General features: G+C 70.9%; 11 protein-coding genes. 6 read left to right on the top strand and 5 right to left on the bottom strand.

The genetic code is table 11. The features are described 5' to 3' along the window. Nucleotides 1–272: 272 nt before the first annotated feature. The 5 genes from Q0937_RS12715 (at nt 273) to Q0937_RS12735 (ending at nt 6867) form a co-directional block, all read left to right on the top strand. Nucleotides 273–1970, top strand: a complete 1698-nt coding sequence (locus tag Q0937_RS12715; RefSeq protein WP_299304179.1) for a sodium:solute symporter family protein — start codon at nt 273–275, stop codon at nt 1968–1970. 22 nt (nt 1971–1992) lie between these two features. Continuing rightward, entirely contained in the window at nt 1993–2331 is a 339-nt protein-coding gene (locus tag Q0937_RS12720; RefSeq protein WP_299304181.1) for a hypothetical protein, read from the top strand. Between the two features lie 287 nt (nt 2332–2618). Beyond that, complete coding sequence (locus tag Q0937_RS12725) at nt 2619–4142, top strand: S10 family peptidase (RefSeq protein WP_299304183.1); 1524 nt, start codon at nt 2619–2621, stop codon at nt 4140–4142. 254 nt (nt 4143–4396) lie between these two features. Then, nucleotides 4397–6370: a glycoside hydrolase family 15 protein gene (locus Q0937_RS12730; RefSeq protein WP_299304184.1), complete on the top strand. Its 1974-nt coding sequence runs from the start codon at nt 4397–4399 to the stop codon at nt 6368–6370. A 29-nt stretch (nt 6371–6399) separates the two neighbouring features. Continuing rightward, nucleotides 6400–6867, top strand: coding sequence for an SRPBCC family protein (locus Q0937_RS12735; RefSeq protein ID WP_299304186.1), 468 nt, complete (start codon nt 6400–6402; stop codon nt 6865–6867). A gap of 190 nt (nt 6868–7057) precedes the next feature. Here the strand turns inward: Q0937_RS12735 and Q0937_RS12740 are convergent, their stop codons facing one another. From Q0937_RS12740 to Q0937_RS12755, 4 genes are all read right to left on the bottom strand, one after another. Continuing rightward, complete coding sequence (locus Q0937_RS12740) at nt 7058–7624, bottom strand: PTS sugar transporter subunit IIA (protein ID WP_299304188.1); 567 nt, start codon at nt 7622–7624, stop codon at nt 7058–7060. Between the two features lie 305 nt (nt 7625–7929). Continuing rightward, nucleotides 7930–8778, bottom strand: a complete 849-nt coding sequence (locus tag Q0937_RS12745) for an aldo/keto reductase (protein ID WP_299304189.1) — start codon at nt 8776–8778, stop codon at nt 7930–7932. Between the two features lie 75 nt (nt 8779–8853). After that, complete coding sequence (locus tag Q0937_RS12750; protein WP_299304191.1) at nt 8854–9327, bottom strand: NUDIX domain-containing protein; 474 nt, start codon at nt 9325–9327, stop codon at nt 8854–8856. Further along, a complete protein-coding gene (locus Q0937_RS12755; protein ID WP_299304193.1) occupies nt 9324–9881 on the bottom strand; it encodes a PTS sugar transporter subunit IIA in 558 nt (185 codons plus the stop codon). The genes Q0937_RS12750 and Q0937_RS12755 overlap by 4 nt, the downstream gene beginning before the upstream one ends. Nucleotides 9882–10013: 132 nt before the next feature. Here Q0937_RS12755 and Q0937_RS12760 point away from each other — a divergent pair, with 132 nt between their 5' ends. Beyond that, entirely contained in the window at nt 10014–10970 is a 957-nt protein-coding gene (locus Q0937_RS12760; protein ID WP_299304195.1) for a sugar-binding transcriptional regulator, read from the top strand. A 184-nt stretch (nt 10971–11154) separates the two neighbouring features. Here the strand turns inward: Q0937_RS12760 and Q0937_RS12765 are convergent, their stop codons facing one another. Further along, the gene (locus tag Q0937_RS12765; RefSeq protein ID WP_299304197.1) at nt 11155–12051 is read right to left on the bottom strand and encodes an aminodeoxychorismate lyase; all 897 of its coding nucleotides are present in this window, start codon (nt 12049–12051) and stop codon (nt 11155–11157) included. Nucleotides 12052–12203 lie beyond the last annotated feature (152 nt).

Raw genomic sequence — 12203 nt, forward strand, 5'->3', positions numbered from 1 at the left:
CGTTCACGAATAGGAAGAGCGGGCGCGGTCCGACACGCCGCGCATCCCCGTCGAGTCCCTCGCGGCGCACCGCACAGCGCCCCGCTCGAGGCCCTGCAGATGCGGTAAGCACCACACTGCCGCCCTCTTGGCCCGCCGTTGCCTGCATCCGGTGCACCTGACGAACTACCCGGTGGTAACGTCGCGCTCCGGCACCTCCGGCTGCCGCCTCATCCGCGCGCTCCCCGCGGCCTCCGCCGCCCCGCGCCTCCCCGTCCCCAAGGAATTGCTTCATGGTCGACCTCCGCCTCGACGCCCAATGGATCGACTACGCGATCATCGCGTTGTACTTCGCCTTCGTGCTCGGAGTGGGCTGGTACGCCAAGCGCGGCGTCTCCACCTCCATCGAATTCTTCCTCTCGGGACGCTCGCTGCCCGCCTGGGTCACCGGCCTCGCCTTCATCTCCGCCAACCTCGGCGCCGTCGAGATCATGGGCATGTCCGCCACCGGCGCCCAGTACGGCATGCCGACCATGCACTACTTCTGGGTCGGCGCGGTGCCCGCGATGCTGTTCCTGGGCGTGGTGATGATGCCCTTCTACTACGGCTCCAAGGTGCGCTCGGTCCCCGAGTTCATGCGCATGCGCTTCGGCACCGGGGCGCACCTGGTGAACTCGATCAGCTTCGCCGTCGCGCAGCTGCTGATCGCCGGCGTGAACCTCTCACTGCTGGCCACGATCGTGAATCGCCTGCTGGGCTGGCCGATGTGGGTGGGCCTCGTGCTCGCCGCCGCTTTCGTGCTGTTCTACATCACCGTGGGCGGGCTCTCCGCCGCGATCTACAACGAGGTGCTGCAGTTCTTCGTGATCGTCGCAGCGCTGCTGCCGCTGACCCTGATCGGCCTGCACCGCGTGGGCGGGTGGAGCGGGATGAAGGAGCGCATCGCCGGTGACGGCATGCTCGGCGAGGAGCAGCTGCACACCTGGCCCGGCCAGGCGCTCTCCGGCTTCGACAGCCCGGTGCTGTCCGTGGTGGGCATCGTGTTCGGCCTCGGCTTCGTGCTCTCCTTCGGCTACTGGACCACGAACTTCGTGGAGGTCCAGCGCGCAATGGCCAGCAAGTCGATCACCGCCGCCCGGATGACCCCGATCATCGGCGCCTTCCCCAAGATGCTGATCCCCTTCATCGTGATCGTCCCCGGCATGATCGCCGCGATCCTGGTCGGCGAGCTCACCGAGTTCAAGCAGCTGGACGTGGGCGGGGACGCGGCCGGTGCCGCGGCCACCGGTGTCACCTACAACGACGCCCTGCTGCTGCTGATGCGGGACGTGCTGCCCAACGGCCTGCTGGGTGTGGCGATCGCCGGCCTGCTGGCCGCGTTCATGGCCGGCATGGCCGCGAACATCTCCGCCTTCAACACGGTGGTCAGCTACGACCTCTACCAGCAGTACGTGAAGAAGGACGCGCCCGACGGCCACTACATGAAGGTGGGCCGCATCGCGACCGCCGCGGCCTGCGTGATCGCGATCTTCACCGCACTGATCGCCGGCCAGTTCTCGAACCTCATGGACTACCTGCAGACCCTCTTCGGGTTCTTCAACGCCCCGCTGTTCGCGACCTTCATCCTGGGCATGTTCTGGAAGAGGATGACGCCGACGGCCGGCTGGGCCGGGCTGGTCTCCGGCACCCTCGCCGCCGTCGCCCTGTGGAGCGCCTCGACCTTCTTCGGCGTCTTCGAGCTGCCGGGCCAGGGCCTCGCCTTCGTGAGCGCCGCGACGGCGTTCGTCGTCGACATCGTGGTCTCGGTGATCGTCACCCAGTTCACCGCCCCGAAGCCCGCGCACGAGCTGAAGGGCCTGGTCTACTCGGAGACCCCGAAGGCCGACCTGGTGGATCCCGACGAGAAGGACCTGCCCTTCTGGCGCCGTCCCGCCCCCATGGCCGGCATCGCCCTGGTCCTGGTCATCATCCTGAACATCGTCTTCGCCTGAGCGCGGACGGAGAAGAGAACCCATGAACACACACAAGGATCAGAACCGGACCGCGGACCGCGGATCCGGCACCCCCGAAGCCGCTGCGGTCCGGACCGCAGGCGCCTTCGACATCCGCAACTTCATCGGCACCCTGCTGGGCCTGTTCGGCCTGGTGCTGCTGGTGATGGGCCTGTTCGCCTTCACCCCGGCCGAGGCCGCGAAGACCGGCGGGGTCAACGCCAATCTCTGGGCGGGCCTGACGATGGTCATCGTCGGGATCCTCTTCCTCGTCTGGACGAAGCTGGACCCGATCCGGATGATCGTGCGCGAGAACGAGGACGGCGCCGAGGAGCCCCGCGACATCGCAGCGCTCGACTGAGCCCGCCGAGTCTCGCCCGGACTCAGCTTCCCCGCTCCGATCTCGGACGCGCCGGACCTCGGCGGACGTCCCCGGTCCTGCCCCCGATGCGCCGGGGCCTGCCTCGGACGCGCCGGGCGGAGGCCGTCGACACCACCGATATCTCCCATTCCTGGCAGATGTCGGTGGTTTCGTGCACTCCCCACCCGCGTGTCGCGGTGGCCTCGCGAGTCCCGCGCCCGCGCGTCGCAGGCCTGCACGGCTCGCATAGCATCGATGGCGACGCCGCATCCGACGAAGGAGCACGAGTGACCGACCAGCCGCACCCCGCAGTGACCGCCGCAGGCACATCCCCCGACCCGTCGACCGCCGCCGAGCAGTCCGCCCGTGAGGACCACCTGGTCACCACACTGCACTCGCTGACCCTCCCGGACGGCGCGCTCGACTACACGGCCACCGCGGGCACCGTGGTGCTGAAGGAGGAGCCCGAGGGTGAGGAGTACGGGCGCGGCACCGCTTACGCGGAGCTGTTCTCCGTCTCCTACGTCGCCCAGGGCGTCGACGGCACGGAGCCGCGCCCGGTGTTGTTCGCCTTCAACGGCGGGCCGGGCGCCTCGACCGTCTGGCTGCACCTGGGCCTGCTGGGACCCCGCCGCGTGGACTCCGGGGATGCCGGCGCCCCGACCGCTCCCCCGCACCGGCTGCTGGACAACCACGAGACGATCCTGCGCGACGCCGATCTCGTGGTGGTCGATGCGATGACCACCGGCTACTCCCGCCCCGCTCCCGGGCAGAAGCCGGACCGCCATCACGGGCTCACCGCCGACCGTGACCTCATCGCCGTGTTCATCATCGACTGGCTGAGCCGCAATCAGCGCTGGACCTCCCCGATCCACCTGGCCGGGGAGTCGTACGGCACCACCCGCGCCTCCGCGGTCGCCGCCCATCTGATGGACCGCTACTACGTGGCCGTCGCCGGGATCGCGCTGATCTCGCCGGTGCTCGACTTCGGCACGATCGTGTTCTCCGCGGGCAACGACAGCCCCTACCTCCACTACCTGCCCACCTACGCGGCGATCGCCCACGCGCACGGCAAGCACGAGGGCAGGCTGCTGCAGGATGTGGTCGATGAGGCGGAGGCCTTCGCCGAGCAGGAGTACCCCGCGCTGCTCGCCGCCGGGCTGCGCCTGGCCCCCGAGCAACTGCAGGAGGCCGCTGCCCGCATCGGCGCCCTGATCGGGGTGGAGCCGGAGTGGGTGGAGCGCGCGAATCTGCGCGTGGAGCACCTGGCCTTCCTCGCCGAGCTGCTGCGCGACCAGGGCCTGGTCACCGGGCGGATCGACGGCCGCTTCACCGCCCCGGCGGGTCACGGGAACTCCGCGAAGATGGAGACGGATCCGTCGATCGATCAGCTCGCCCCGTCGTACACCGCGGCGATCAACCAGTACCTGCGCAGCGAGCTCGGGTTCTCCTCCGACGTCATCTACGAGATCATGTCCGGCCGCGTCCACCCGTGGAGCTACAAGGACTTCGAGAACCGCTCGGTCGAGGTCGCCTCGGATCTCGCCCGGCTGCTGCGGAAGTCCCCGCACACCAAGGTGCTGGTCTCCCACGGCTATCACGACGCCGCGACCCCGTTCCACGCCAGCGAGACCGTGCTCGCCCAGCTCGCGATCCCGCGCGAGGACTACAGCGAGCGGATCCGCATCGAGTACTACGAGGCGGGGCACATGATGTACTGCCACGAGCCCAGCCGGCTCGCCCTCTCGCAGCACCTCAGCGAGTTCGTCACCGGTGCGGAGCCTGAGCAGTCCGCCGACGACGAGGACTGACCCCCGGCTCTCCCCCGAGGTCAGAAATGCACACTGGCGACTCATGACGGCCCGCGCATGAGTCGCCGGGGTGCATTTCTGCGAGGCCCCCGCTCATGGCGGTGGGGAGAGCGTCCCGACGGTCTTGTTCTTGATGGTCGCGACCCGACGGCCCGCCACCAGGATCTCCCGCCCCTCGGCGAGCGCGGAGGCGCGGCAGTCATGAATCCACCGCAGTCCTCCCCGAACCGCCCCGGCCGTGATGGACTGGCACCATGGCTGCACCCCTCATCGAAGACCACGCCCTGCTCTCCGATCAGCGCACCACCGCGCTCGTCACACGCGAGGGGGACATCGACTGGCTGTGTCTGCCTCGCTTCGACTCCGATGCGGTGTTCTGCTCGCTTCTGGGCACTGAGGAGCACGGCCACTGGTCGCTGCAGATCGCCGACGGCGAGGTCCTCTCGCGCCGATACCTCCCCGGCACGATGGTGCTGGAGACCCAGTGGCGCTCCCCCACCGGGACGGCGACCATCACCGAGTTCATGCCGATCGCCGGGGGTGACGCCTCCACGACCGAGGCCGAGAGCACCGACTCCGGAATGCCCGGCAGCGGGTCGGCCGGTGCGAAGGGCTCCGACGCGGCACGTGACGGCGAGGAGACTGGAGAGGCCGCCGGCTCCGCGGCGGGTTCCGCGTCCGGCACGTCGCCCGGCTCCGCGGCGTCCCTGCGCGGCGACGTCGAGGACCACGCCGATCTGATCCGCCTGGTGCGCTGCACCAGCGGCGAGGTCGAGGTGGTCCAGGAGCTGAAGATCCGCTTCGAGTACGGGCTGGCCGCGCCCTGGGTGCGGCGGGGCGAGGACACGGCCGGCGAGGAGGTGCTGATCGCGATCGCAGGCGGTGATGGGATCGCGCTGCACGGACCGCCGCTGACCGCCGGAGAGAACCGTTCCCACCAGGGACGTCACCTCCTGACCGTCGGAGAGGAGGCTGCCTGGATCCTCACCTGGTTCCCCTCCTGGCTCGAGGTGCCCCCGGCGCGGGACACCCGCAGGGAGCTCGAGCGCACCACCGCGGAGTGGACGGACTGGCTGGGAAAGGTGAGGGTCCACGAGGAGCATGCCCAGCCGGTGGCCCGTTCCCTGCTGGTGCTGCGGGCACTGACCCATCGCCGCACCGGGGGGATCGTCGCCGCGGCCACCACCAGCCTCCCCGAGGATTTCGGCGGGGTGCGCAACTGGGATTACCGCTTCTGCTGGCTGCGCGATGCGGCGCTCTCGCTCGAGGCGCTGCTGACCCACGGGCACGTCGACGGCGCCGCGGGGTGGCGGGAGTGGCTGCTGCGGGCGATCGCCGGGGACCCCGAGCGGTTGCAGATCATGTACTCGATCACCGGGGACCGGAACCTGATGGAACGGGAGCTGCCGCACCTGCCCGGCTATGAGAACTCCGTGCCGGTGCGGATCGGCAACGGCGCGGCCGGACAGTTCCAGGCCGACGTGGTGGGCGAGGTGATGATCGCACTGGCGATGATGCGTGACGCCGGAGTCGAGGAGACGCAGTGGTCCTGGCCCTTGCAGAAGGCGCTGGTGCGCTTCACCATCGACCGTCTGGACCAGCCCGATCAGGGCATCTGGGAGATGCGTGGGGAGCCGGCCTTCTTCACCCACGGCCGGGTGATGGTCTGGGCAGTGTTCGACCGGGCGATCGACGCGGTGCGCAGCCATGGGCTGCCGGCGAGTGCCGAGGAGCTGGCGCTCTGGGAGCGGCTGCGGGAGCAGGTGCGCGAGGAGGTGCTGTCCCGCGGCGTCGGCCCCGACGGCGCCTTTACCCAGACCTACGGCTCCACCGAGGTGGATGCGTCGCTGCTGCAGATCCCGCACACCGGGTTCCTGCCGGCGGATGATCCCCGCATGCTCGCCACCGTCGGCCGGATCGAACAGGACCTCCACGTCGAGGACGGTCTGATCCTGCGCTACCGCACCCAGGGCCAGGACGGTCTGCCCGGCGACGAGCACCCCTTCCTGGTGTGCTGCTTCTGGCTGGTCGAGCAGTACGCCGCCTCCGGCCGCACGGCCGACGCCAAGACCTTGTTCGACACCCTGTTGGCCTGCGGGAACGACCTTCACCTGCTGGCCGAGGAGTACGACACCGGAGCCCGCCGGATGGCCGGGAACTTCCCCCAGGCCTTCAGCCACCTGGGGCTGATCCGGGCGGTGGACGCTCTGGCCGCGGCACGCTCCTAGGCCCGGGCACAGGGCCTAGCCTGGTGTCCATGAGCACACCCCGGATCGGTCTGACCCAGTTCATCGACGCCTCCCCGGAGGCCGTATGGACGGCGATCTCCGACCTCGGCTCCGCGGCCGAGACCCTGACCGGGGTCGACGCGATCGAGCTGCTGACCGACGGCCCCTACGATGTGGGCACCCGCTGGCGTGAGACCCGCACGATGTTCGGGATGAAGGACACCATGGAGATGGAGGTCGCCGAGTCCACGCCGCACCGCAGCACCGTGATCCTCTCCCCCGTGGGCGATCTGCTCTACCGCACCGAGTTCACGCTGCGCCCCCGGGTGGCCGGCGGCACCGAGCTGCACATGGCGTTCAGCGCCGAGCAGCCTCCGCAGAGCGGGCTGAAGGCGCTGGCCACCTCGATGCTGGCCGGGATCGGGACGCGCGCGACCCGCACCGCTATGGAGCAGGACCTGCAGGACATCGCCGCCGCCGCCCGCACCCGCGGCTAGTCCAGGTGGCAACTGGCCCCCGCCGCAGTCCGGGCCGCGGTGCCGTGGCACTGGCGGCCCTGGAATCCCTACACGTCCTCCACGGTCCACCTCACCGGCGCGTCGAGCAGGGCGTCGGTGACGCCGGTCTGTTCGGGAGCGGCGGCGGTCGGCAGGGTCATGTCCCGACCCTGTGGGGTGCGGAGCGGGCTCACTCCGCGAGCCACTCCCTCGCACGGCGTTCGAGGTCCGCGTCGTCGGTCGCGGCGAGCAGCTCGCGCACTCCGTCGGGCTCCTGCAGCCGGGCCACCAGATCCTGGAGCGCGGTGAGCTGGCTGTGGGCGTCGGAGAGCACCAGCATCACGATCAGCTCCGCCCAGATGGTCCGCTCCCCGGAGGAGCCGATCTCGCCGAACGCCACCGGGTCCCGTGGGATCGCGATGGCCAGGCCCGGGGTGAGCACGTGCTCCGGGTCGGTGTGCGGGATCGCCGCCGGCACGAAGGTGGGCAGGCCGGTGGGCTGCCGCTCCTCGCGCAGCAGCACCGCCGCCTCGAAGGAGTCCGTGACCGCGCCGAGCTCCCGCAGCCGGGCGGACAGCGCCTTCAGCGCGGCGGGGGCGTCATCCGCCTCGAGGCCGACGATCGCGGCGCCGGGCAGGATGCTCGCACCGCTCGACGAGCCGGCCGGCACAGGAACAGCTGTGGCGGCGGCCGTGGAGTCGTCGGTGCTGTCCGTGGGGCCGGTGACGGTGACGCCCTCAGTGCTGTCCTCGCTCATGCTCCGGCTCCTTCATGCGCCTCGGTGCGCTCTGCCTGTTCCACGTCCTCCGCAGTGAGGGCGCGGTGGGTGATCGATCCTGTGCCGGTGGTGGCCAGCACGGACCGCCCCGGTGACGACCGCGGTGGGATCCCCAGATCTTAGTTTGCCGGCCCCGCGTTCTCCTGCCCTGCACTGTTCCCAGCGGCGACCTTGTTCCCAGCGGCGAGGTTCTGCTCCCTGGAAGACCGATGCCGACCGGCACATCGGTCTTCTCGGGCGCAGAACGTCGCGGCGCCGGCGACCTCGAGACGGAGTACGCCGGATCAGGCGCCCTGGTGCCCGGCGAACTCGTCCGGGTCCGGACCGCGGCGGGCCTCGGCGCCCTTGTCCAGGGCGTTGATCTGCGCGAGCTCGTCCTCGGTGAGGGTCAGCTCGAGCGAGGCGAAGTTCGAGGCGATGCGCTCAGGGGTGACGGACTTCGGGATCACCACGTTGCCGAGGGCCAGGTTCCAGGCGATCAGCACCTGCGCAGGGGTCGCACCCCGGGCGTCCGCGATCTGCGTGATGACGGGGTCCTCGAGCTCACCGCCTCCTTGGCCGAGCGGCGACCAGGACTCGGTGACGATGCCCTTGCCGGCATGGAACTCGCGCAGCTCGGGCTGGTTGATGTACGGGTGCAGCTCGATCTGGTTGAGCACCGGCAGCACCCCGGTCTCGGACTCGAGCGCGATGATGTCCTCGATCCGGAAGTTCGAGGTGCCGATCGAGCGGATGCGGCCCTGCTCCTGCAGCTCCACGAGAGCCTTCCAGGTCTCCACGGCCAGACCCTTGGACGGGGCGGGCCAATGGATCAGATAGAGGTCGAGCTCCTCGAGGCCCAGATCCTCCATGGTCGCGTCGAAGGAGGCGAGGGTCTTGTCGCGGCCCTGGTCCTGGTTGGGGACCTTGGAGGTCACGAACACCTCGTCGCGGGCGAGCCCGGCGGTCTTCAGCGCCTGGCCCACACCGGCCTCGTTGTTGTAGCCGCGAGCGGTGTCCACGTGGCGGTAGCCGGCCTCGAGGGCCTTGACCACGACGTCCGAGGCGACTGCGTTCTCGACCTTCCACACGCCGTAGCCGAGCTGCGGGATCGAACGGCCGTCGCGGAAGGCGATGCTGGGCGAGGTGGTCATGGTGCTCCTTGCGCTGGGGACCTGCTCCGGGGCACGGCGGGGTGCCGCGTGGGTAAGCCCTTCCAGACTAGCCGCTCAGGCTCGGCTCACCCCCAGGGAGAGCGGCCGGTCGCTGGGATCGGACTCGAGCCAGCGGGCGAGCGCGGGCGGTTTGACGTCGTAGTCGTCGAGTCGATCCAGCGCCAGCCAGGCGGTCCCTGCCTGGCGGCCGTCGGGGGCGGTGCCCTCACCGGGCTCCTCCCCCTCGGCCAGCCCGCACCAATAGGCCACGTTGACCTGATGGAAGGGCGCGATCGGGGAGTCGTCGCGCACGCTCCGCTCGGTCATGAACTCATACAGGCAGGCCACCTGATGCACCTCGACACGGGCACCGATCTCCTCCCGGCACTCACGGATCAGGGCGGTGGGCTGGTCCTCGCCGTGCTCCTGGCCGCCACCGGGCAGCTCGAACATCTCGTGTCCGGCGGGATGGACGTACCGGTTCATGAGGACCTGCCGATCACGGATGATGAGCGCCTTCACGGCCACTCGCGGGGTCCTCGGGCTCATGCGCCGGCCTCCTCAGCCCCGGCGGTGGGCGGCGGCTCATGTCCGGAGACGGCCGGGAGGATGCTCGCCAGGCGCGCCTCGAACCGTCGGCGCAGCTCCTCGTCGTCGGAGGCATCCAGCAGGTGCTGCACGGCGAGTTCGTCGCTGAGCAGGCCCATCAGCTGTTGCAGGGCGGCGAGATGCTCACGGGCGTCGGTGAGCAGCGGCATCGCCACCAGCCGCACCTCGACGGTGCCGTCTCGGGTGCCCATCTCCCCGAAGGTGACCGGCCGGGCGAGGGTCGCGACCGCGAGCCCCGGCACCAGCACGTGCAGGGGATCCGCATGCGGGATCGCGGTGGGGATCGGGGTGGGCAGGCCGGTGGGATAGGTCCGCTCCCGGGTGCGCAGCGCCTCGGGGAAGTCCAGGGTGACCGCCCCGGCGTCCAGCAGCCGGCCCGCGAGGGAACGGAGTGCGTCCTCGCTGTCGGAGACGTCCAGGTGGGACAGGACCACGGTCAGGGCGAGAGGCGCGGCGGGCCCCTCGGCCGCGGGCGGCCTCGGATCTGTGCTCATGGTTCCTCCGTGGGTAGCGACCCCCTGATTCTGACACCTCCCGGTCGACAGCCTGCGTACCCTGGGCTGATCCGGCCGGACGCGTCCCGTGCGCCGCCAGCCCCTCATGACCCCACCTGATCAGGAGCGCCCATGCCTGCCCCTCGTGATTCCGCCGTGGTGGTGAGGGCGGCGCGGCTCTACTACGAGCAGAATCGCTCTCAGACGGAGGTCGCGCAGGAACTGGGGCTGTCCCGCTCGAACGTCTCGCGGATCCTCACGCAGGCGCGGGATCGCGGGATCGTGGAGATCACGATCCATGATCCGGAGGGGCCGCCGCGACGGGACGAGACCCTCGAGGCGGCGCTGCGGGCGGCATTCTCTTTGCGTGCGGTGCATGTGGTCTCCGCCCCGCGGGCCACGGCGATGGAGTCGGTCGCCCGCGAAGGCGCTGCGGTGCTCACCGAGCGGGCAGCGGGCGTGCGCAGCATCGGGGTGTCCTGGGGGCGGACGGTCCAGAACGTGGTCGCGCAGCTGGAGACCCTCCAGCTGCGCCGCACCCCGGCGGTGCTGCCGCTGGTGGGCGGGCACAGCGCGCTGGACCAGTTCGACTCCGGGGAGTCCGTGCTGAAGGTGCTCGCCTCCCGGTTGGGGTCGACGCCGCAGACGCTCTACGCCCCGGCGGTGCTCGAATCCGCGACCACGGTGGCGACGCTCCGCGCCGAGTCCAGCATCGGCAGGGTGCTGACGGCGGCCGCGCAGGTGGAGCTCGCGCTCGTGGGCATCGGCTCCCACGGGGTGCACTCCTCCCCGCATGTGCTCGAGCTGATGCGGCTGAGCGAGTCCGAGCGGGCGACCTTCGAGGCCCAGCAGCCGGTGGGCGATGTGTGCGGGCGCTTCATCGACGCGCACGGGGTGCCGCTGGGCGGGCCGACGGATCAGCGGGTGCTCGCGGTGACCTTCTCGGAGCTGCTGCGGATCCCCGAGGTGCTGGGGGTGGCCGCCGGAGCGGAGAAGGCCGCGGGGGTGCTCGGGGTCCTGCGCAGCGGGGCGATCGACTCCGTGGTGTTCGACGTCGACCTCGCCCGTGAGGTGCTGGCCCGGAACTGAGCCCACGCTCGGCGCGACGCTCAGACGCTGACCGGCTCGGGCCGGGATCGAGCCCGCTCGCGTCAGCTCGGGCCTGCGCGCCTCGGATCGCACCCGCTCACCTCGAAGTGGGCGATTCCGAGCCGGATCCGGCCCGCTTCTGGTTCGGAATCGCCCGATCCACGGCGCAGCGGGCCGGGGCAGCTCAGGCCTGGCCCTTGAGCACCTGTTCGAAGCGGGCGGTGAGCTCGTGGTCCACCGGCAGCTCGGCCTCGTCGAGGTGGGTGATCGGGGCGGCCAGCCGGGTCGAGGACAGCAGCCAGGCGCCGTCGGAGCCGGTCACGTCGGCCACGGTCATCAGCTGCTCGGTCACTGCGGCGCCCTCGTGCTCGGCCAGCCAGTCGAAGAGCGTCTTCACGCTGGTCCCGGGCAGCACGCCGGCGCTGGTGGGGGTGGTGAGGAACTGTCCGTCGCGGCGCACCAGCAGTGTGGAGGTGGGTCCTTCGAGCACGTAGCCGTCGCTGGCGACGAACAGCACGTCGGCCGCGCCGCGCCGTTTCGCCTCGCGCACCGCGGCCATGTTCACGGCGTAGCTGAGGGTCTTCGCACCGGGCAGCAGCCAGGGGCTGGTCCCGGCGACGGCGGTGGACAGTCCGCGATCCAGCGCCGCGACCTTCATCCCGGCCCGGTACGGGGTCCAGTCGTCGGAGGCGCGGGCGTGGATCCAGCAGGTGGGGACGCCGGTGCCCTCGATGCCGCGGGTGTACATCACGCGCACGCTGAGCTCGGCGACCGGCTCATGGGCGGCGATCGCGGCCTCGACCGCTTCGGCGAGGGTGGCGAGATCCGGCGCAGGCAGCTCGACCTGGGCGGCGCTGCGGGCAAGCCGTGCCAGATGGGGGCCGACGTTGACGGGCACGCCGTCGAAGGCACCGATGGTCTCGAAGACGCCATCGCCGCGGGTGGCGACGAGGTCCGTGACCAACAGCTGCGGGACGTTCGCGTCGGCCAGGTGGAAACGGGCGCCGCCGTCCGCCGGGGCGCCGGTGGCACCCGGGACGAGGACGAGGACCGGAGCGGGGGAAGGGCTGGTCGTGGTCATGGCACGGCTCCTGATCGGGGGGCCTCACGGGGGTGGAGGCTCTGTCCAGGGTAGACCCCTGCCCGGAGGAGAGGCCGGTCGGTGGCCGGCGGGCCAGGGCCACCGGGCAGGGTCAGAGCCGACGGGCCAGGGCCACCGGGCAGGGTCAGGGC

Origin of the sequence: uncultured Brachybacterium sp. (genome assembly GCF_947500705.1) — a bacterium.
Taxonomy (GTDB): domain Bacteria; phylum Actinomycetota; class Actinomycetes; order Actinomycetales; family Dermabacteraceae; genus Brachybacterium.

Coding starts and splice junctions, on each gene's coding strand:
- Q0937_RS12715 (WP_299304179.1), top strand. CDS start 273: ATGGTCGACCTCCGCCTCGACGCCCAATGGATCGACTACGCGATCATC.
- Q0937_RS12720 (WP_299304181.1), top strand. CDS start 1,993: ATGAACACACACAAGGATCAGAACCGGACCGCGGACCGCGGATCCGGC.
- Q0937_RS12730 (WP_299304184.1), top strand. CDS start 4,397: ATGGCTGCACCCCTCATCGAAGACCACGCCCTGCTCTCCGATCAGCGC.
- Q0937_RS12735 (WP_299304186.1), top strand. CDS start 6,400: ATGAGCACACCCCGGATCGGTCTGACCCAGTTCATCGACGCCTCCCCG.
- Q0937_RS12740 (WP_299304188.1), bottom strand. CDS start 7,624: ATGAGCGAGGACAGCACTGAGGGCGTCACCGTCACCGGCCCCACGGAC.
- Q0937_RS12745 (WP_299304189.1), bottom strand. CDS start 8,778: ATGACCACCTCGCCCAGCATCGCCTTCCGCGACGGCCGTTCGATCCCG.
- Q0937_RS12750 (WP_299304191.1), bottom strand. CDS start 9,327: ATGAGCCCGAGGACCCCGCGAGTGGCCGTGAAGGCGCTCATCATCCGT.
- Q0937_RS12755 (WP_299304193.1), bottom strand. CDS start 9,881: ATGAGCACAGATCCGAGGCCGCCCGCGGCCGAGGGGCCCGCCGCGCCT.
- Q0937_RS12760 (WP_299304195.1), top strand. CDS start 10,014: ATGCCTGCCCCTCGTGATTCCGCCGTGGTGGTGAGGGCGGCGCGGCTC.
- Q0937_RS12765 (WP_299304197.1), bottom strand. CDS start 12,051: ATGACCACGACCAGCCCTTCCCCCGCTCCGGTCCTCGTCCTCGTCCCG.